The 20,258-nt window shown below is 55.8% G+C and carries 14 protein-coding genes and 1 CRISPR repeat array (1 of these 15 cut by a window edge); of the genes, 9 read left to right on the forward strand and 5 right to left on the reverse strand.

Annotated features, from left to right (window positions below; all coding sequences use genetic code 11):
- Window positions 1–166: 166 nt before the first annotated feature.
- A complete protein-coding gene (locus TH25_RS02440) occupies window positions 167–1,177 on the reverse strand; it encodes a DMT family transporter (protein ID WP_114086801.1) in 1,011 nt (336 codons plus the stop codon).
- Window positions 1,178–1,492: 315 nt separating this feature from the next.
- Between TH25_RS02440 and TH25_RS02445 the strand changes: the two genes are divergently transcribed.
- The 5 genes from TH25_RS02445 to TH25_RS02465 all read left to right on the forward strand — a co-directional run bounded on the left by TH25_RS02445 (window position 1,493) and on the right by TH25_RS02465 (window position 6,644).
- Complete coding sequence (locus tag TH25_RS02445; RefSeq protein ID WP_114086802.1) at window positions 1,493–1,957, forward strand: Lrp/AsnC family transcriptional regulator; 465 nt, start codon at window positions 1,493–1,495, stop codon at window positions 1,955–1,957.
- A 196-nt stretch (window positions 1,958–2,153) separates the two neighbouring features.
- Entirely contained in the window at window positions 2,154–4,325 is a 2,172-nt protein-coding gene (locus tag TH25_RS02450) for a potassium/proton antiporter (RefSeq protein WP_258548997.1), read from the forward strand.
- Window positions 4,326–4,415: 90 nt separating this feature from the next.
- Window positions 4,416–5,423 (forward strand): DMT family transporter, encoded by a 1,008-nt coding sequence (locus tag TH25_RS02455; RefSeq protein ID WP_258548998.1) that lies wholly within the window; start codon window positions 4,416–4,418, stop codon window positions 5,421–5,423.
- Between the two features lie 22 nt (window positions 5,424–5,445).
- On the forward strand, window positions 5,446–5,943 hold the full coding sequence (locus tag TH25_RS02460; protein ID WP_114086804.1) for a DinB family protein: 498 nt from the start codon (window positions 5,446–5,448) through the stop codon (window positions 5,941–5,943).
- 2 nt (window positions 5,944–5,945) lie between these two features.
- Window positions 5,946–6,644: a LysE family translocator gene (locus TH25_RS02465; protein WP_114086805.1), complete on the forward strand. Its 699-nt coding sequence runs from the start codon at window positions 5,946–5,948 to the stop codon at window positions 6,642–6,644.
- 5 nt (window positions 6,645–6,649) lie between these two features.
- Here the strand turns inward: TH25_RS02465 and TH25_RS02470 are convergent, their stop codons facing one another.
- From TH25_RS02470 to TH25_RS02480, 3 genes are all read right to left on the reverse strand, one after another.
- Complete coding sequence (locus TH25_RS02470; RefSeq protein ID WP_114086806.1) at window positions 6,650–7,912, reverse strand: cation:proton antiporter; 1,263 nt, start codon at window positions 7,910–7,912, stop codon at window positions 6,650–6,652.
- Window positions 7,913–7,935: 23 nt separating this feature from the next.
- The gene (gene hisN, locus TH25_RS02475; protein ID WP_114086807.1) at window positions 7,936–8,718 is read right to left on the reverse strand and encodes a histidinol-phosphatase; all 783 of its coding nucleotides are present in this window, start codon (window positions 8,716–8,718) and stop codon (window positions 7,936–7,938) included.
- Between the two features lie 101 nt (window positions 8,719–8,819).
- Window positions 8,820–9,638 carry a c-type cytochrome gene (locus TH25_RS02480; RefSeq protein ID WP_114086808.1) on the reverse strand — a complete coding sequence of 273 codons (819 nt, stop codon included), beginning with the start codon at window positions 9,636–9,638 and terminating at the stop codon, window positions 8,820–8,822.
- Between the two features lie 340 nt (window positions 9,639–9,978).
- Here TH25_RS02480 and TH25_RS02485 point away from each other — a divergent pair, with 340 nt between their 5' ends.
- Both TH25_RS02485 and TH25_RS02490 read left to right on the forward strand, forming a co-directional pair.
- Complete coding sequence (locus tag TH25_RS02485; RefSeq protein ID WP_114086809.1) at window positions 9,979–10,725, forward strand: 3-deoxy-manno-octulosonate cytidylyltransferase; 747 nt, start codon at window positions 9,979–9,981, stop codon at window positions 10,723–10,725.
- Between the two features lie 181 nt (window positions 10,726–10,906).
- Window positions 10,907–11,767 (forward strand): prephenate dehydratase, encoded by an 861-nt coding sequence (locus TH25_RS02490; RefSeq protein WP_114086810.1) that lies wholly within the window; start codon window positions 10,907–10,909, stop codon window positions 11,765–11,767.
- Between the two features lie 98 nt (window positions 11,768–11,865).
- Here the strand turns inward: TH25_RS02490 and TH25_RS02495 are convergent, their stop codons facing one another.
- Entirely contained in the window at window positions 11,866–13,536 is a 1,671-nt protein-coding gene (locus TH25_RS02495) for a methyl-accepting chemotaxis protein (protein ID WP_114086811.1), read from the reverse strand.
- A 402-nt stretch (window positions 13,537–13,938) separates the two neighbouring features.
- Between TH25_RS02495 and TH25_RS02500 the strand changes: the two genes are divergently transcribed.
- Together TH25_RS02500 and cas13a are read left to right on the forward strand one after the other, a co-directional pair.
- Window positions 13,939–15,759 (forward strand): DEAD/DEAH box helicase, encoded by a 1,821-nt coding sequence (locus TH25_RS02500; protein ID WP_114086812.1) that lies wholly within the window; start codon window positions 13,939–13,941, stop codon window positions 15,757–15,759.
- Between the two features lie 205 nt (window positions 15,760–15,964).
- A complete protein-coding gene (gene cas13a / locus TH25_RS02505; protein WP_114086813.1) occupies window positions 15,965–19,618 on the forward strand; it encodes a type VI-A CRISPR-associated RNA-guided ribonuclease Cas13a in 3,654 nt (1,217 codons plus the stop codon).
- 151 nt (window positions 19,619–19,769) lie between these two features.
- Window positions 19,770–20,258: a CRISPR direct-repeat array (repeat unit 36 nt; unit sequence GTCGACGTTCATCCCCAAATTGAGGGGAACTACACC); it runs 735 nt beyond the window's last position.

Here is a 20,258-nt window from a genome sequence, read left to right on the forward strand (position 1 = left end):
CGTAATCATCGCGTTGGGTCTATTGGGTGGGGAGAGAGATTCCCGATGTTTTCGGAAAATGCGGACTAAGCTGACATATGCAGCTATGGATATCGTCGTTGGGACGGAGGATGTTTTTTCAGCTCAAAACACCCTGGTTTCACGGCACCAGCGTTATTCCAATACCCTATTTGCGGGTATTTTGGTCGTCATCCTGCAAGGCGGTTGCGGCTGCCGGGCGGGTATCTGCCGCCGGGCGCTGGCGCGGGGGTGGGTCAAGGTCGGTGGCGGGCGAGGAATGTTCGCGGTCAAACCGTTTGGCTTCGCGGGCCAGAACGGCCTCGCGCCGTGCAATGTAAATGGCCGAGCCAATGATCAACCCGGCACCGGGCAGCAGCCAGATTTCGGGAATTTCGCCAAACATTACCAGCGCGATAATCACGACAAAGGGCAGGCGCAAATAGTTAAACCCAATGACAAAGCTGTAATCATAGAGGCGAAAGGCGCTGGTATTGCACAGCTGGGTGATATTGGCCATGAAGGTCCCGCCCAGCAAAATCAGGATGGTGTTCCAGCTTGGCGTTTGCCAGACAAAAAGGGCGGGTATCAGGGTCATCGGTGTCATCAGCAGCATGGTATAAAGCACGATATTGGGGCTGCTATCGGTGCGGGCCAGCGATTTGATCACCATGCCCGCACTGGCCATGCACAGGGCCGCGGCAATGGGCAGAATACTGGCAAGCTGCATGGTGTCGCTGCCGGGGCGAATGATAATGGCGACCCCGGCAAAACCGGCGATCAGGGCCAATATGCGATGATGGCGGATCTGTTCCTTTAAAAACAGAACGGCCAGCACGGTGCCAAATAACGGCACGGTGAAATTAAGGGTCGTCGCCTCGGCCAGCGGCAAATAAGCCAGCGACGAAAACCAGAAGGTCATTGCCCCCATCGACAGAATGGCGCGGAAAAAAAACATCCGCCAGCGCGTGGTATGCAGCGATGAAAACCCCGCCCGGAGCGATACCGGCAAAATCAGCAAAAAGCCAAACAGGTTGCGAAAAAAGACCACCTCAAGCGGGGGGATATCCTCGGTTGCCAGTCGTACCGTTACCGAAAAGCCCGCCGCCATCACAGCAGCGAAGGTGGCGAAAATCGCGGCCTGCACATAATTGGGAAGTTGCTGAAACTGGCGTTTCATGATGATGGGTGCCTGTTATTGGGGCGCAACATTCCCGGTTTGGGCGGGCCTGATTATCGCCGGACTACATAAATGTTCGTTCTGCGGTGCAACTGGCCCGTGGTCAGTTCGCCGGGGGTAAAACGGCGCGGGTCAAGTTGAAAAAACAAGGTTATATCTATGACTATACGGCATTTTATAAAAAATCCAGCCCTGCCACCCAGGGGTGAAAGATTTCTGATGCCTCTACTTTCGGGGTAGAAGCACTTTCTTAGCAACTTGCTGATTTTTGTGTATAATCGCCCCCAGGTGGCAGTTCTTGAAACGGGGGGTATAATGGACGCGATTGACGCGAAGCTTTTGGATATCTTGCAGGAAGACGCCTCGCAATCCTATGCGGTATTGGGCGGCAAGGTCGGGTTGTCGGTTTCGGCGGTGAATGATCGGGTGCGCAAATTGCGCGATCAGGGCATCATCCGTGCCTATCGCATTGATATTGATCCGCAGGCGGTGGGGCGATCCCTGATGGCGATGGTGTGGTTGCGCTCCGACCCGGCCAAGGGCAACCGCAAAATGATCAAATCGCTGATCAAGGCCGATGAAGTCATGGAATGCCATCATATGACGGGCCGGTTTGACTTTTTGCTGAAATTGCGCCTGCGCGATACCGCCCATCTGGAAAGTTTTGTTACAGATGTGATCAAGGAACTTCCCGGCATTGTCGAGGTTTTACCGGAAATTGCCCTGTCAACGGCCAAGGAAACGGCCTTTATTCCGGCGCAATCGGCCTCAGACGCATGATTTTTATCATTTAGCCTTTTGGGACCCGGCATATGCTTGGTGGCATGAATATGGATGATTTCCGAAAGATAGTGGTAATTTTGCCGTAATTTTCCGTTTTGAATGCCTCTCATGTGATACAAATCTGCGGGCAGGTATTATGACCTGCTGGCATATGATGGCATGAAATCTGGTGAAAGAATAAAGGAGCCCGCCCATGATTGAATCGATGAATCTGGTTATCCTGATTGCATCGGTTCTGGTTGTGGTGGCCGTTTTTACCAGCCTGATCAGCTTTCGGGTCGGGGCACCCTTGCTTTTGGTGTTTTTGCTGGTTGGCCTTGCGGCGGGCGAGGATGGCATAGGCGGTATTCAGTTTGATAACGCCCCGCTGGCCTATTTTATTGGCAGTATCGCGCTGGCCCTTATTCTGTTTGACAGTGGCTTTGAAACCCAGGTCCGGGCGCTGAAAATTGCGGCGGCCCCGGCCCTGACGCTGGCAACCTTTGGCGTACTGATGACCACCGGCGTGGTGGGGGTCGCGGCCCATTTATTGCTTGATGTGCCGTGGCTGGTCGGCTTTCTGTTTGGCGCGATCGTCAGTTCAACCGATGCGGCGGCGGTGTTTTTTCTGTTGCGGGTCGGGGGCATCAATTTACGTGATAAAACCCGCTCCACGCTGGAAGTTGAATCAGGCAGCAACGACCCGATGGCCGTGTTTCTGACCATTTCGCTGGTCGAACTGATTGTTCAGGGCACCGGTGATGGCCTCGCGGTCGAGCTTGCCGAACGCTTTGTGTTTCAAATTGGTTTGGGCTCCGTTTTGGGGCTTTTGGGTGGTATCCTGATTGTCCAGGGCATTAACCGCATCAAACTGGAGCCGGGGCTGGTGCCGATTATTGTGCTGGCCTGTGCGCTGACCCTGTTTGGCGCGACCAGTATGCTGGGCGGCAGTGGCTTTTTGGCGGTGTATGTGGCCGGTCTTTATGCCGGGAACAGCAAAATGCGCATGAGTGCCAGTGTGCGGCGTTTTCAGCATGTCACGACCTGGCTGGCGCAAATTGCCATGTTTGTCACGCTCGGGCTGCTGGCAACCCCGTCGGAATTTGGCAGTGTTTTGCTGCCGGGCTTTTTGCTGGCCCTTATTCTGGTGTTTGTCGCCCGGCCGATTGCCATTTGGCTGTGTTTGCTGTTTTTCAATTTTTCGCGCAACGATACCGCCTTTATTTCCTGGGTCGGTTTGCGCGGCGCGGTTTCCATTTTGCTGGCGATTGTGCCAATGGTTGAAGGTGTTGAGCAGGGCCAGCTTCTGTTTAATACCGCCTTTATCGTCGTGATCACCTCGCTTCTGCTGCAGGGCTGGACGATCAAGCCGATTGCCCGCTGGCTGGGCATTATCGTCCCGCCACGCCTGGGCCCGGTGGACAGGATCGATTTGGAATTGCCCGGCAATGCCAACCAGGAAGTGGTGGTGTATCGCATTCATCCCGACAGTGCGGTCGCCGCCGGGCACCGTATCCCGCGCTGGGCACGGCCATCGCTGATATTGCGCGATGGCAAATCGCTGCGCCCGCATAATGCCGGGCGTTTGCAGGGCGATGACCAGATTTATATTTTCACCTCCCCGCAATATGTCGAGTTGCTTGACCAGTTTTTTGCCGGACCGGCCGAAGGGGCCAATGACCGCGATATTTTTGGCGATTTCAGCTTTCCGCCCGATACCCGCATTGTCGATGTGGGGCGGCTTTATGGCTTTCCGGTATCGCCGGGTGATGGTGATTTGACACTGGCCGAATTGCTCGAACGGGAACTTTCCGGCGATATTGAACCGGCGGATCGCATTGTTTATGGCCCGGTCGAGCTGATTGTGCGCCGGATTGACGATGGACATGGCATTCGCGAAGTCGGCATGTCGGTGGAGCTGAACCCGGAAAAAAATCGCCATTTGCCATTGTTCCATTCGCGGACCGAATTGCTGGCCCTGTGGCGGTTAAGCCGCCGCAAACGGCTGCGCCGCAAATTGCGGGCGAAATTGTCAAACCGGCGCAAGAAAATGTCGGATCTGGAACCGGCTGATATGAAAACCGCCGCCAAGGCCGCCGCCCATACCGATGCGTTTGCGCTGGTCGATGCCGACCCGATCCCTATCACCGAAGCCGACCTTGATGCGCCGGTGCAAGAGGGGGACGGCGCGAACAAAGCCCCGTCCGATGATATGGATGATACGGGCGCGGCCAACGAAACCCCGGATCAAAATAGCGGGGATGTGAAAACTGTTCGCACAGATGCCAGCGCACCGGCTGATCCAGCAGAGGGCGAGGCCGCAAGTGATGAACGCAAGGAAGCCCCGAAGGCGGTTGAGCATCCGGAAAGCAACCAAAAGCGATGATATCACTGTTCATTAGTTCAGCTAATGAATAGATCAAATATCATGGTTTGAGAATCAGTCTGGAATGATCGTAAATACCCGGCAATACACATGCCTGGAGTACGAATCATGGGGCCGATTGGGTTATATGCTGCTGTTGTCCTGATCTGGGGCAGTACCTGGATCGCGATCAAATACCAGTTGTCCGTCTCGCCGGAACTGGCGGTGGCCTATCGCTTTGTTTTGGCGGCAATATTGTTGCTGGCTTATTGCGCTTTGCGCAAATTGCCCATGCGCTATTCCCGCCGGGACCATGCTTTTATGGCGGGGATGGGCTTGTGCCTGTTTTCGCTTAATTACGTGTTTCTGTATATCGCCGAGGGTGAACTGACCTCTGGGCTGATCGCGGTGATCTTTTCGGCCATCGTGATCATGAATATGATTAATGGCTTCATCTTTTTCAAACGCCGCCCGGAGAGGCGCACTGTGATCGGTGCGGTGATTGGCCTGGGTGGAATTTGCGTTATTTTTGCCCCGGACCTTGCCCGGTTTGATCTTTCCGGCGGGGCCGGATATGCGCTTTTGCTCTCCTTGCTGGCCTGTTATGTGGCGTCCCTGGGCAATATGGCATCGGCGCGCAACCAGGCGCGCGGCATACCGGTTATGCAGACCAATGCCTATGGCATGATGTATGGGGCGCTGTTTTTGGGGGTCTATATTCTGGCAACCGGGCAGCCCATTGTGTTTGATACCAGCCCGTCCTTTATCATCGCGCTGGTGTATCTGGCGGTGTTTGGGTCGATCCTTGCCTTCGGGTTTTACCTGACCCTGTTAGGGCGCATTGGTGCGGATCGGGCGTCTTACAGCTCTGTCATGTTTCCGGTGGTCGCCCTTGCCATTTCCACCTTTGTCGAGGGTTTTGTCTGGCAGGACCATATTATTTTCGGCGTGGTACTGACCCTGCTGGGCAATGTCGTGATTCTCAGCCGCCGTAAGGCGGCGCCCGCATCTGCACCTGCCCACCAGGAAGGGGCACTTCATCAGGGCAGTGCCCCCTTGCCTGTACCGCAAGTTCCCGCCATGCTGGCGGGGCGTCCCTGCAAGGGGGATGTGTCGTGACAGGCGATCGGAGGGGAAGGAAATGAATGCGGCCTATTTTCAGATGTTGGCCCGCTATAACCAGTGGGCCAACAACCATGTGCTTGCCGCCTGCCAAACGCTGGATCAGCGCGCGCTGGATGCCCCGCGCGAGGCCTTTTTTCCTTCAATCATCAAAACACTGAACCATGTTTGGGTCGCTGATACGTTGTGGCTGGCGCGTTTGCGCGGCGACGTTTTGAACAGGGCACTAGATGATGTGCCCTGGCCGCTATTTGACGGGTACAAAGCCGCCTGTCAGGCCTGTGACCAGGACCTTATCGCGCTGGTGGACGGTCTTGACGATACGGATGTGACCAAAACCATTGCCTATAAAACGGTTGCCGGGGTTTCTTATGAAACACCCTGCCATGTTATTTTGGGGCATGTGTTTAATCATCAAACCCACCATCGCGGTCAGGTGCACAGCCAGTTGATTTCGGCGGGCTGTCCGTCGCTTGAGATTGATCTGATTTATTTTGCGCGGGAATACGGATACTGAAGATGATGGATCTGTTCGTTGCCTATGGGCCGTTTTTGCTGGCGGCATTATTGATCAATATCGCACCGGGGCCAGACCTTGCCTTTGTCTCGTCACAGGCGGCGGCCTATGGGCGGAAAACCGGCTTGATGTCCAGTTTGGGTGTCTGTTCCGGGGCCTTTGTGCATGTGATTTTCGCTGCCATCGGCCTTTCCGCGATTTTGATGACTTCTGCCCTGGCCTTTGCCGTTGTTAAATGGGTGGGGGTGGCCTATCTGGCGTGGCTGGGCTTTGGGGCCATTTACAGCACTTTTCGCCGCCATGAACCGGCTGCGCAACCACAATCACAACCGGCCTCTGTCCGTTCTGACATGTGCGTTTCGCGCCGCACCGCACCAAGCGCATTTCATGCCTGGCGGCGCGGCGTGTTAATTGATGTGTTTAATCCAAAGGTTGCGGTGTTTTTTATGGCCTTTCTGCCGCAATTTGTCGATCCCGCGCTTGGGCACCAACCATTGCAATTTTTGGTGCTGGGCACGATTGTCAATCTGATTGGCTTTATTGTCGAAACATGTGTCGTGCTGGTGGTGGCCCTGGCGGCTGATCGGCTCCGGCAGTATTTTTCAAAGGCCTCTGGCGCTGGAAAATGGCTTCATCGTGCCTTGGGGGCACTGTTTTTGGCACTGGGAATTCGATTGGCATTCAGCCAGCGGGGCGTTTAAAGGCGTCAGGCCCCGTCATGACGGCTTTCACGGGCGAGGGGCTCTGTAAGATGTTTGTCTTTGCCGTATTTTGCCAGGGCAGCGGATAGCGGGCTGGCACTGATGCCATGTGCAATCACACTGATGGTTACAATCAGGGTGACACAGGCTGACAGGGCTTCGTATCCTTTGGTGCCCAGCATCGTGACCATGATCAAAAGATAAATGATCGAGGCAATACCGCGCGGCCCGAACCAGCCGATAAACAGCTTTTCTGCCAAGCTGTAGGGCGATCCGATCATGCACAGCCACACACAGGCCGGGCGCAGCACCAGCAGGCTCAGGGCGGAGAATATGCCCATTTCCACGGTCCAGAGTTCGTAAACCGAGGGCAAAATCAGCAGGCCAAAGACAAAGAATGTCAGCATGGTCAGAAGCTCGGCCTCGGCCTCGCCAAAACTTTCAATCACATCGGCCACTTTGGAGCTGGCAATATTGAGCGCGAGACCGCCAAAAAACGCCGCGACAAAGCCATTGCCCCCGGCCTTTTCGGCAAGCAGAAAAATCAGCAGGGCGGACAGGACGCCAAACAGGCGTTCAAAGCGGTCAATCATCAAATTGCGGGCAACGGCATGGTTGACCAGCATCCCGAGAAGCCCGCCGCAGACCCCGCCAACCCCCGCCCCCAGCAGAATTTCCAACAGGGCTTCGGCGATCCAGCCATTGGTGGTTTCGCCGGTCAGGGCTGCCTCGATGGCAAGGGCGGTGGTAAAAACCGGCAGGACCAACCCGTCATTCAACCCGCTTTCAATATTGATGCCCTGGCGCACCGGCGATGAAATATGCCGGTTTTCCAATACCGGGCGGCTGAGTGCGGCATCGGTGGGCGATACCATAAGGGATACCAAAAGGGCGGGGATGATGCCGATCCCCGGTGCAATGCCATAATAGGCCGCCACCCATGTTGCCAAAACGGTTAACGGCAGACCAGCCACCAGCAGGCGCGTTGCCACCCGCACCGCCGGGCGTTCCTTGCGGTAATCCAGAATGGCGGCATCCAGAAACAGGATAATCGCCAGGGTCAGTTCTGAAAAACCCCGGGCGAAATGCAAATTATCCCTCAGCGGTTCCAGCGGCGGTTGCTGCCACAGACCCAGCAGCAGGGCAACAATCCCGCCGGCCAGGACCATCATCATTGGCGAGGAAACATTGAATTTTTGCATCCGCCGCGACCACAGGCCATAGACCAGCCCCGATGCGACAAATAAAATGGCAATCCATTCCAGCATGGCCGCCGCCCTTTATTGTGGCCTTATGGCAATGTGCTGCGGGTAATGGCAACAACCTCTTCACGGCAGGTGCGATCCCCCACAGCAATGACGCAGCCGTCACTTTCGATTGTTAGCGCATTGCCGCGCCAGTCGCACATTGCCCCGCCCGCCCCTTCAACAACCGGGACCAGGGCGCAAAAATCATAGGCCTGCATATTGGCCTCTACCACCACATCGGCCAGGCCCAGCGCAGTCAGCCCATAGGCATAGGCATCCACCCCATACATCGGCTGGCGGCACTGGTTGCGAAGGGCATCATAGGCGGCAATTTGCGGGCCGCGAAACAGCTCTGGCGCGGTGGTAAAGAAAATTGCCTGGTTCAGGGCCGGGCAGGGGCGGGTTGTGATGGGCTTGCCATTCAGCGTGGTTTTTTCCCCCGCAACACCAACCCAGCGTTCATCGGTAATGGCCTGGTCAATAATACCCAGCACCGGTTTGCCCTTGTGGCAAAGGGCAATCAGTGTGGCAAAGCTGGGCTTGCCAACAATAAAGGATTTGGTGCCGTCAATCGGGTCGAGAACCCAGACATAGTCGGCATCGATATTTTCCTTTCCATGTTCCTCGCCCAGGATGCCGTGATCGGGGTATTCCTCGGCCAGAATGGCGCGCATGACGGTTTCCACCTCGCGATCCGCGATGGTCACGGGGCTGGCATCGGCTTTGACATCCACCGCAACAGCCGTGCGGTAATAGCGGCGGACAACCGGGCGCGCGGCATCTGCCAGGCGATGGGCGATTTCAAGAAAGGCGTCATACTGGGTCACAACGGGCTCCCGTGCTTGGCGAAGATTCGTTTTATGCCACAAAAAAGCAGGGAACGGAAAACCGTCCCCTGCAAAATCTTTTCACCCTTAATGCGACCGCTTTACTGGTTCGCAGCCGGGGTTTGTTCGGTTGCAGGTGCTGCATTGTCATTTGCGGCACCGTTTTCCTGCGTTGCCCCCTCTGCCGGGGCAGCGGCATCACCGGCGGCATCACCAGCGGCATCGCCCGCCGGTGCTTCTGCACCTTCGCTGGCAGCACCCTGATCACCCTGATCACCTTGCGCCCCGTCCGTGCCTTCTGCTGCGGGCGCTTCACCACCTTCGCCACCTTCGGTAGCGGCCTTGTCCCCGCCTTCTTCGGCGGCAATTTCATCGGCGGTGGGGGCTGGCAGCGGGTTATCGGACATGCTGTTAAGATAGGCAATCACATCGGCCCGGTCAGACGGCTTTTTCAAACCGCCAAACGACATTTTTGTGCCGGGAATGTAATCCTTCGGGGAATAGAGGAAGTGGTTCAGTTCGGTATAACCCCAGTTGCCGCCATGATTGGCAACCGCATCGGAATAGCTGAAGTCATCCTTGTGGGCGACAACATTGCCAACGATGCCATACAGGTTCGGACCCACCTTGTTGGGGCCACCCTTGGTGGCGTCATGGCAGGCGCCGCATTTTTTGAAAACCTTTTCCCCGGCGGCAATGTCGGCATTGCCCAGCATCGCCAGGATGGGTTCCGGCCCGGCCGGTTTTTCCGGGGCGGCAGGAGCATCGGCCTTTGCCGTCAGGTCATCCGAAAAAGGATAAACCGGTTTATCCAGTTCCTTGGGGTGGACAAGGATGCTGCCGATTTTGCCAACAACCACGACCAAAAGCACAGCAACAATAATTCCGGCGACGATCTTGTTGATTTCCATCGTTTTCATGGCGGGATCCCGTTACAGCCAATATAATTTGCAGGTATTTTTCTTGTGACGCGGCTGACCCATGCGTCCCTGACGCCCCCATACAAATACGCATGCGACAACAGGTCAGACTGCTGTTCGGAAACTATACGTTTCATGGTTTTTCATCAACCTTTCTTCACATTCGTGGTGAAACTTGCCAAAAAATGGCGGTTCACAATGGATTCCGGCGTTTGCGATTTTCCTGAAAACGGTTATTGTCGCGTCGTTTCAAATGCTTCCGGGCAAAATTTTCTCGCGTCTGCGTTGAATTGTTCTAAACTGGAAGCCCCGTCATTTCCGGATCGGAGATCCCCTGTCTATGTCCGCGCCCCGCAATCCTGTTGTTGTTATCCCGGCCCGTATGGCGTCCACCCGTTTGCCCGATAAACCGCTGGCCGATATTCACGGCGAACCCATGATTGTGCATGTCTGGCGGCGCGCGGTTGAGGCCGAAATTGGCCCGGTGATTGTCGCCTGTGCGGAACCGGAAATTGCCAGCGCCATCGAAAAGGCCGGTGGCATTGCCGTCCTGACCGACCCTGACCTGCCGTCGGGGTCGGACCGGGTGCATCAGGCCCTGGCAAGTTTTGATCCCAACAAAAAACACGATGCCGTGGTCAATGTGCAGGGCGACCTGCCAACCATTGATGCGGCCGATATTCGTGCGGTGTTTAACCCGCTATCGGACCCGGCGGTGGATATTGCGACGCTTGCGGCGGTTATTCGCCGCGACGCCGAACGCAACAATCCCAATGTGGTCAAGGCGGTGGCGGCATTTGGCAGCCTGCGTGTGGCCCGTGCCCTGTATTTTACCCGCGCAACCGCGCCTTATGGCGATGGTCCGCTTTATCATCATATCGGGCTTTATACCTATCGCCGTGCCGCCCTTGACCGTTTTGTCAGCCTGCCGCCGGCCGAGTTGGAAATGCGCGAAAAGCTTGAACAATTGCGCGCCCTTGAAAACGGTATGGTGATTGCAGTTGCCCTGGTGGATGGTGTGCCGCTGGGGGTGGATACCGCCGAGGATTTGGAGCGTGCCCGCGAAATTCTGGCCGCACGCGGATAGCACAGGTTTCGTTCTTTTGGGAATTTAAGGACACAGCAAGGCCCGGTTTTGATGCCGGGCCTTGCTTTTTGGGCGCTTTTCTCGCCATAAACGAAATTCTGCCAAATGTGGCAGCACAGCCATATGGGGCTTTGCGGGAATGTCAGGGGCCGTTGGCCCGGAATGAACAGGAATGAAGTTGATGACCAACCAAATGCGAATTGCTTTTCAGGGGATGCACGGTGCCTATTCCGATCAGGCGGCACGGCGTGCTTTTCCCGGCGCGGTAACAGTACCCTGCCGGACCTTTGAAGGCGCATTTGGCACCCTGCGCGATGGTGAAGTTGATTTGGCGGTGATTCCCATCGACAATACCCTGGCCGGGCGCGTGGCCGATGTGCATCACCTCTTGCCCGATTCGGGCGTGCATATCATTGGCGAAACCTTTTTGCGCATCAATCATGCGCTGCTGGGTGTCAAGGGCACGCAAATTTCCGATATTCGTGAAATTCGCAGTCATGTTCACGCCCTGGGCCAGTGCCGTAAAATTCGCAAGGAACTGGGGGTTCCGGCCATTGTCGGTTCCGATACGGCGGGGTGTGCCAAGGAAGTTGCCGATCTGGGCGACAAGGGCATTGCCGCCATTGCCCCGCTGCTGGCCGCCGAAATTTATGGCCTGGATGTTTTGCGCACCGAGGTCGAAGACGCCGCGCACAACACCACGCGCTTTATTATCCTCTCGCGCGAGGCCAAAACCGCGCCCAATGATGGCAGCCCGGTTGTGACCAGTTTTGTTTTCCGGGTGCGCAACGTTGCGGCTGCTTTGTATAAGGCGCTGGGCGGTTTTGCCACCAATGGCATCAATATGACCAAGCTGGAAAGCTATATGGTGGAAGGCCATTTCACCGCCACCCAGTTCTTTGCCGAGGTGGAAGCCCATCCGGACCAGCTTGGCCTGCGTCATGCGCTGGAGGAATTGCAGTTCTTTTCCCACGAGGTCCGGATTTTGGGGGTGTATCCCGCCCATCCGTTCCGGCGCGAAAATGTCCTGCCTGCCGAGTAAATGAGTCCGAAATGATTCCGGCCGCTTAAAAATCAAACGGGCCGCCAGTCATCGCTGGCGGCCCGTTTTGTCCTGTTATGCCGAATATTTGGCAGGCGTCAGGCATCGGCCTGATTGTTCAAATCGCGGGCAAACCGGCCAATGACTTTGGCGAGTTCGGCAGAACGTTGCGACAGTTCATGCGCGGCGGCCTTGATTTTTTCGGCATCCCCCGTGGTGCTTTGCGCATCCTGCATGGTTTTGCCCGACGTATCGGAAATCTGTTTGACGCCGCTGGCACTGCGATGGGCATTTCCGGCAATTTCGCTGGTGGCAACACCCTGTTCCTCAATCGCGCTGGCAATGGTGGTGGAAACCTCGCGCAGAATGCCGATGGTTTCCGAAACCCGGCCAATGCCATCAACCGCGCGGCTCGTACCCTCGACGACGGAATTGATCTGACTGGCAATTTCGTCGGTGGCGCGGGCGGTTTGGGTGGCAAGGTTTTTCACCTCGCTTGCGACCACGGCAAAGCCCTTGCCTGCATCCCCCGCCCGGGCGGCTTCGATGGTGGCATTCAGGGCCAGAAGGTTGGTTTGCCCGGCAATATCGTTAATCAGATTAACGATTTCCTGAATTTTATCAACCGATTGCGACAGCCCGCCCACATCCTGGCGGGCATTGTTGCTTTCTTCCGTCGCCTGGATCACGGTTTTTGCCATCTGGTCAATCTGGCCGCTGATCTCCCGGATCGAGGAGGAAAGTTCCTCCGTCGCTGCCGCAACCGCATCGACATTGGCCGACACATCCCCCGCCGTATTGGCGACTTCACGGCTGTGCGTGAGGATGCCATTGGCGCTATGAGTCATATTTTCTGACAGTTTCAGCGATTGATTGGTCGAATTGTCCACGGCATGGGCAATCGAGCCAACTTCCTGTTCAAGTTTGTGGGCGATGTCGCGAATATGGCTGCGGCGTTCGTCTTCGGCACGCTGTTTCTGTTTGAGGGCTTCGGCCTCCAGTTTTTGGGCGTTGGCCGATGTATCACGCAGTGCCAGGACCCCGGCGGCCATGTCGGCAATTTCAACGAACCGCGACTCGGTTTCCACCTCGGCATCGTAATTGCCTGCGGCAATGGTGCGGATATTTCGGTTGAGCGATACGATGCTGCGCCCGATCCGGGTGCTGACGATCCAGGACAGTGACCCGGCAACGATAATCGCGATGGCCGAAATCAGGCCCAGCCGCCACAGGATGGCGTGAAATTCGTTGGCCACATCATCCATGTAAACCCCGGTGCCCAGCGCCCAGCCCCATTGGGGAACCGGCCTGACATAGGCGGCCTTTTCAATCAGACGGTCGCCTTCACCGGGTTTTTTGGTGTCATAGGTAATGACGCCGCCACCGGCTTTGGCAGTGCTGACAATCATCTTGCGCACCTTGCTGTCGGGTTTGCATTTGCCTTCATCTTCCGGGCTTAACGGGTCCAGCACCATGCAATGGTTGAAGTCCGAAATATAAACGTAATTGTCGGACGCAAACCGGTATTCGCGCAGCAGCGCCAGGACTTCGGCCTTGGCCGCGGCTTCATCCATTTCGCCGCTTTTCGCCTTTTTGACATACTGGTCAATAATCTTGACCGCCCCTTCGGTCAGGTGGCTGATTTCATTGTATTTTTCGTTGCGAATGGAATTCTGGTAATTGAATGCAACGGTAATGACAATGGCGATGAGTGTGATCAGGCAGATTGCCGGGATTGCAAAGATGCCGGTAAGAACACGAAAACGCATGGATGTGCCTCTGAGACTACTTCCGGACAGGAATGGTGGGTCAGGATAGTCAACTCTACATCTAAAAGTATTATAGTTCTTTTAAACCCCATTTGTCCGCTGTTAAATTGTATGTCCGCTTTTGCCGCATGGCTGCCCGGCGCGCAGATAGTTTGACAATGGGTCAACATACCTGTATCAACCGGGCATTCCTTCGCTTGTAGGGCAGATCGTGCTGTCAGGAACTTTGTAGATAGGCGGGGGCGGGCGTGACGTGATGACGTCATGGCCTCATCATTGCCTACTCATGCAGGGTCCGTGACCGCGATATTTCGCCGGGCACCGGAAAGCTTGCGTTCGGGCGGGCTTTTATTTTCAGGCGCGAACATGGCGCCAACGGTGATTTGAAGGACTTTACCTTTTATGACGAATTTTGAAGGGCTCAACCTGATCGAGCCTCTGCTGCGCAACGTCGAAGCATCCGGTTTTACCACCCCGACTGAAATCCAGGCTGCCACCATTCCCGCTTTGCTGGAAGGCAAGGATCTGATGGGCATTTCCCATACGGGTGGTGGTAAAACGGCGGCTTTCTGCCTGCCGTTGCTGCAGCGCCTTGCTGAAAACCCGAAACGTCCGGCACCGGGGCAGCCGCGCGCCCTTATTCTCGCGCCGACCCGCGAATTGGCCAACCAGATCGGCCAGTGCCTGCGTGATTTCAAAAAAGGCATCCGCCTGTTTTCATCGGTCGTTTTTGGTGGCGCGCCGATGGGCCCGCAGATCCAGGAACTGCGCCGTGGCTGTGATATTCTGGTGGCAACGCCGGGCCGTTTGCTTGACCATATGGCACGCAACACCGTGCGCTTTGACGATGTTGAAGTTTTCATCCTCGATGAAGCCGACCGTATGCTGGATATGGGCTTCTCGGAAGATGTGCTGACGGTGGCGGAATTGCTGCCTTATAAACATCAGACCGTGATGTTCTCGGCCACCATGCCCGAAGCGGTGCGCCATTTGACCGACCGTCTGCTCAAAGACCCGGTCAAGGTACAAACCGCGCCGCAGGCCAGTGTCACCGAGCGTGTGACCCAGCGCGGCATGTTTGTCACCCGTCAGAACAAAACTGCCCTTTTGTTGCAGCTTTTGCAGCGCGAAGGCAGCGAACGGGTGCTGGTTTTCACCAAAACCAAACTTGATGCCGATGAACTGGCCTTTCAGCTTCAGGATGCCGGTGTGCAGTCTGACGCCATTCATGGCGACAAACAGCAGCGCATCCGTCAGAAGATTCTGCGCAATTTCCGCGATGGCCGTTTCCCGGTTCTGGTGGCAACCGATGTTGCTGCCCGTGGTATCGACGTTCCCGGCATTTCGCATGTCGTGAACTATGACCTGCCGACCGACCCGGAAAACTATGTCCACCGTATTGGCCGGACCGGCCGTGGCGGGGCCGAAGGCATTGCCATTTCCTTCTGCGAACCGCGTGATGTGCGCCATTTGCGCAATATCGAACGCACCATCCGCCAGGATGTCGATATTGACGAAGACCATGAATTCCACGTCGCACCGCCTTCGGGCCGTCGTGCGGGTGGCGGTGGCCGTGATGACCGCAATGGCGGTCGCGGCCGGGGCCGTGGCGGTTTTGCCGGTGGCCGTGGTGACAGCCGTGGTGGCGAAGGTCGCGGTCGCGGTGGTTTCGGCGGTGGCCGGGGCGGCAATGGCGGCGGTTTTGGCGGTCGCACGGAAGGCGATTCCGGTCGCCGTTTTGCCCGCCGGGATGATGCCTTTGCAGCCAATGACCGGGGTGATCGTTCGGACCGCGGAAATCGCGGGGATCGTGCAGATCGTGGCGACCGTCCCGAATTTGCCGCGCGCAAGCCGCGTTTTGACGGCGAAGATCGCGGTGGTTTTGCCGGTCGCCCGAAACGCGAACGTTTTAACCGCGATGACCGCGATGGGGCTTCGGCACCGCGTGGCAACCGGGGCGATCGCAATGATCGTGGTGATCGCGCCGACCGTGGCGATCGTCCGGCGCAGTTCCGCTCGCGCAATGATCGCGGTGGCGATCGCGGCCCGCGTGAAGAACGCGGTGAACGCCGCTTTGCCGGTAAACCGCGTGATGCGGGCCGGACCGAAGGCTTCAAATTCCGCGAAGGCGGCGAAGGCCGTGGCAAACGCGACTTTGGCGACCGTTCACGCAGCCAGAATGGCCGTGGCGGCCAGCAGGGGCTGAAACGCCGTTCGGCCTAAGGCCATCGCGCTTGAACTGATTTAAAAACGGGCGGCAGGCTTTTGCTTTGCCGCCCGTTTTCTTTGCCGTGCAGGGCGTAATTGACCGGCTGTTTTTCTTTTGGCAGGGACCAACCAAAAATTGCAGCAAACTGCATGACACTCCCGTTATCCTTCTTCATAATCGCAGGAAATTTGAAATATTTCCGGTAGATCGGGGGGAGACATGCGGATCATAAAGCCCTATGGGCGCAGCCATGTTGAGGGTGTTGCAACAGAACAGCCGCGCAGAAAATTGCGACTGAATACCCGCCCTGATATATCGCGCGATATTCCCGGGTTTGCCCAATCCCACGATGCCCTGATCATCGCGCAATGGATTTCGGCCATCGACAAAATCGCCACCAAACCAAAGCCCGATCAAAAGCCGACCCAAAGGCAAATGAATTTGCGCACCACATTGGGCGATGCCGCCTGGCAGCATTTAATGGCGAAAAACCTGTTACCGGCGGCAAAAGACCCGGCCATCAGGGAAAAGCTGCATCTGATCTGGCAATCCAAAATTGCCCCCTGGGGCGCATCGCGGCCACAGGAAGAAAAACGTGGCAAACCCACCCCCAAAGGGGGCTGGTATGAACGGTTTTGCGGGGCTTTAAGCCCGGAGGCGATTACCCAAAATGTCGCCCGGCAAATTGCCAAAGACATTTATGACCATTTGTATGTTGCTGCCAAACGCAAGGGGCGTGAGCCCGTCAAACAGGGTGAAAGCAGCAATAAACCGGGAAAATTCAAACCGGACCGCAAACTGAGCCTGATCGAGGAACGGGCAGAAAGCATTGCCAAAAATGCCCTTCGGCCCGGCACCCATGCACCGTGCCCGTGGGGGCAGGATGATCAGGCGATTTATGAGCAGGCGGGTGATGTGGCGACGAAAATTTATGACGACGCCCGTGATTATCTTGAGGACAAAAAACGCCGTTCGGGAAATCGCAATACATCATCGGTGCAATATTTGCCCCGCGATCTGGCGGTAAAAATTCTTTATGCGCAATATGGCCGGGTGTTTGGCCCGGACACGACAATTAAAGCCGCACTCGATGAACAACAAAGTCTGTTCGCCCTGCATACGGCCATCAAGGACTGTTATCACCGCCTCGTCAATGATGCCCGCAAGCGCCATATTTTGCGCATTCTGCCGCGCAATATGGCGGCACTGTTTCGGCTGGTCAGGGCGCAATATGATAATCGCGACATCAATGCCCTGATCCGCCTTGGCAAGGTGATCCATTATCATGCGGGTGAACAGGGCAAGGATGAACATCATGGCATCAGGGATTACTGGCCGTCGCAGCAGGACATTCAAAACAGCCGGTTTTGGGGCAGTGACGGGCAGGCGGACATTAAACGGCACGAAGCCTTTTCGCGCATCTGGCGGCATATCATCGCCCTTGCCAGCCGCACCCTGCATGACTGGGCTGATCCTGACAGTCAAAAGTTCACCGGGGACGATGACGACATCCTGATGCGGGCAGGCGCAATTGAGAGCAACGTTTGGGATGCTGGTCGCTATGAGCGAAAATGCGATGTGCTGTTTGGGGCACAGGCCAGCCTGTTTTGTGGCGCGGAGGATTTTGAAAAAGCCACCCTGAAACAGGCCATAACCGGCACGGGTAATTTGCGCAATGCCACCTTTCATTTCAAGGGCAAGGCACGGTTTGAGAATGAATTACAAAGGCTTGCTGATGATGTGCCCGTTGATGTGCAATCGGCCATCGCGGCCTTGTGGCAGAAGGACGCGGAAGGCCGCACCCGGCAAATTGCCGAAACACTGCAAGCGGTGCTGGCCGGGCATTTTTTAAGCGAAAGGCAAAACCGGCATATTCTTGCCACGCTAATGGCTGCAATGGCGCAGCCTGGCGATGTGCCCCTGCCACGTTTGCGCCGGGTGCTGGCCCGGCATGACAGTATCTGTCAACGGGGCCGCATCCTGCCGTTGCCGCCTTGCCCGGACCGTGCAAAGCTGGAGGAATCCCCGGCACTGACCTGCCAGTATACGGTGTTAAAAATGCTCTATGACGGACCGTTTCGGGCCTGGCTGGCGCAGCAAAACAGCACGATTCTGAACCACTATATCGACAGCACCATTGCCCGCACCAACAAAGCCGCCCAGGATATGAATGGGCGAAAACTGGCACCGGCGGAAAAAGACCTGATCACCGCCCGCGCGGCAGATATACCGCGTTTGTCGGTTGACGAGAAGATGGTTGATTTTCTGGGACGGTTAACTGCCGCCACGGCGACCGAAATGCGTGTGCAGCGCGGCTATCAGTCCGATGGGGAAAAAGCCCAAAAGCAGGCCGGATATATCGGAGAGTTTGAATGCGATGTAATCGCCCGCGCCTTTAGCGATTTTCTGGGTCAGAGCGGTTTTGACTTCGTGCTGAAATTAAAGGCCGATACGCCAAAACCCGACGCCGCACAATGTGACGTGGCCGCACTGATTGCGCCAGGCGATGTTCCTGCATTAACCCCGCAGGCCTGGCAGCAGGTGTTGTATTTTATTTTGCATCTGGTGCCGGTGGATGATGCCAGCCGATTACTGCATCAGACACGTAAATGGCAGGCTCTTGAAAAAAAAGGCAAAGACAAAGAAGTTAAAAAGGAAAAAGACAAAGAAGTTAAAAAGGAAGATGAAAAGCCTGATATTGCTGATCTGCAATCTGTCCTGATGCTGTATCTGGACATGCACGATGCCAAATTTACCGGCGGTGCGGCCCTGCACGGGATTGAAAAATTTGCCGAGTTTTTTGTCGAAAAAGCAGATTTTCGCGCGGTTTTCCCACCGCAATCCTTGCAGGATCAGGACCGCAGCATTCCCCGCCGGGGCTTGCGTGAAATTGTCCGCTTTGGGCATTTGCCATTATTGCAGCATATGTCGGGCACTGTGAAAATCACCCATGATAATGTGGTCGCATGGCAAACCGCCCGCACGCCCGACGCAACCGGCACGTCCCCGATTGCGCGGAGACAGAAACAGCGCGAAGAGCTTCATGCGCTCGCGGTTGAAAGACCAGCCCGCTTCAGGAATGCGGATTTGCACAATTATATGCACGCGCTTGTTGATGTTATCAAACATCGCCAGCTTTCGGCCCAGGTCACATTAAGCGATCAGGTGCGCCTGCACCGCCTGATGATGGGGGTTTTGGGCCGACTGGTGGATTATGCCGGTTTGTGGGAACGCGACCTTTATTTTGTGCTGTTGGCGCTGTTGTATCATCACGGGGTAACGCCCGATGATGTGTTAAAGGGGCAGGGCAAAAGAAAACTGGCCGATGGTCAGGTTGTGGAGGCCCTGAAGCCGAAAAACAGGAAGGCCGCTGCGCCGGTTGGTGTGTTTGACGATCTTGATCATTACGGTATCTATCAGGATGACAGACAAAGCATCCGTAATGGCCTTTCGCATTTCAACATGTTGCGCGGGGGCACAGCGCCCGATCTTTCCCACTGGGTTAATCAAACCCGCCGCCTTGTCGCCCATGACCGGAAACTGAAAAACGCCGTGGCAAAATCGGTGATCGAAATGCTGGCCCGCGAGGGGTTTGACCTCGATTGGACCATTGAACCCGATAGTGGCAAGCATATTTTAAGACACGGTAAAATCCGCACGCGCCAGGCGCAGCATTTTCAAAAATCCCGTATTCGTATCGAAAAGAAATCGGCCAAGCCGGATAAAAATGATACAGTCAAAATTCGCGAAAACCTGCATGGTGATGCGATGGTCGAACGGGTTGCGCGGCTGTTTGCGGCCCGGGCGCAAAAGTATCGCGATATTACGACGGAAAAACGGCTGGATCATCTGTTCCTGAAACCAAAGGGCTAGAATCAGAAAAAATGGAAGGCACACGCATAACGGGTGGTCAAAAACAGAGAAAAAACGACGCCCGACTCACCCAAACAGGAAGAAAAATCATGAAAAATGACTCGAAATTTTCCGATAAAACTTTGAGATATATATAGAATCCGGGGTTCCTGTCGACGTTCATCCCCAAATTGAGGGGAACTACACCGTCACACACACTATCAAACCAGGATCTCTGGTCGACGTTCATCCCCAAATTGAGGGGAACTACACCCTTCGCCCCCTTACCCTGTAATGATGCAGGGTCGACGTTCATCCCCAAATTGAGGGGAACTACACCCTTCGCCCCCTTACCCTGTAATGATGCAGGGTCGACGTTCATCCCCAAATTGAGGGGAACTACACCAGCCCGTGACGGTGGAAAGTGGGACGAAGCGTCGACGTTCATCCCCAAATTGAGGGGAACTACACCACACAAACGAGAGTTGGTTCCCCTTGTTGTGTCGACGTTCATCCCCAAATTGAGGGGAACTACACCACACAAACGAGAGTTGGTTCCCCTTGTTGTGTCGACGTTCATCCCCAAATTGAGGGGAACTACACCGATTTCCGGCATTACAACACGTGGGAACCAGTCGACGTTCATCCCCAAATTGAGGGG

This window comes from Thalassospira profundimaris (assembly GCF_003326755.1).
GTDB lineage: Bacteria > Pseudomonadota > Alphaproteobacteria > Rhodospirillales > Thalassospiraceae > Thalassospira > Thalassospira profundimaris_B.

Bases quoted from the DNA above. Each gene is read 5' to 3' on its own strand.
- TH25_RS02440 (WP_114086801.1), bottom strand. From the start codon at position 1,177: ATGAAACGCCAGTTTCAGCAACTTCCCAATTATGTGCAGGCCGCGATT.
- TH25_RS02445 (WP_114086802.1), top strand. From the start codon at position 1,493: ATGGACGCGATTGACGCGAAGCTTTTGGATATCTTGCAGGAAGACGCC.
- TH25_RS02450 (WP_258548997.1), top strand. From the start codon at position 2,154: ATGATTGAATCGATGAATCTGGTTATCCTGATTGCATCGGTTCTGGTT.
- TH25_RS02455 (WP_258548998.1), top strand. From the start codon at position 4,416: ATGCCTGGAGTACGAATCATGGGGCCGATTGGGTTATATGCTGCTGTT.
- TH25_RS02460 (WP_114086804.1), top strand. From the start codon at position 5,446: ATGAATGCGGCCTATTTTCAGATGTTGGCCCGCTATAACCAGTGGGCC.
- TH25_RS02465 (WP_114086805.1), top strand. From the start codon at position 5,946: ATGATGGATCTGTTCGTTGCCTATGGGCCGTTTTTGCTGGCGGCATTA.
- TH25_RS02470 (WP_114086806.1), bottom strand. From the start codon at position 7,912: ATGCTGGAATGGATTGCCATTTTATTTGTCGCATCGGGGCTGGTCTAT.
- TH25_RS02480 (WP_114086808.1), bottom strand. From the start codon at position 9,638: ATGAAAACGATGGAAATCAACAAGATCGTCGCCGGAATTATTGTTGCT.
- TH25_RS02485 (WP_114086809.1), top strand. From the start codon at position 9,979: ATGTCCGCGCCCCGCAATCCTGTTGTTGTTATCCCGGCCCGTATGGCG.
- TH25_RS02490 (WP_114086810.1), top strand. From the start codon at position 10,907: ATGACCAACCAAATGCGAATTGCTTTTCAGGGGATGCACGGTGCCTAT.
- TH25_RS02495 (WP_114086811.1), bottom strand. From the start codon at position 13,536: ATGCGTTTTCGTGTTCTTACCGGCATCTTTGCAATCCCGGCAATCTGC.
- TH25_RS02500 (WP_114086812.1), top strand. From the start codon at position 13,939: ATGACGAATTTTGAAGGGCTCAACCTGATCGAGCCTCTGCTGCGCAAC.
- cas13a (WP_114086813.1), top strand. From the start codon at position 15,965: ATGCGGATCATAAAGCCCTATGGGCGCAGCCATGTTGAGGGTGTTGCA.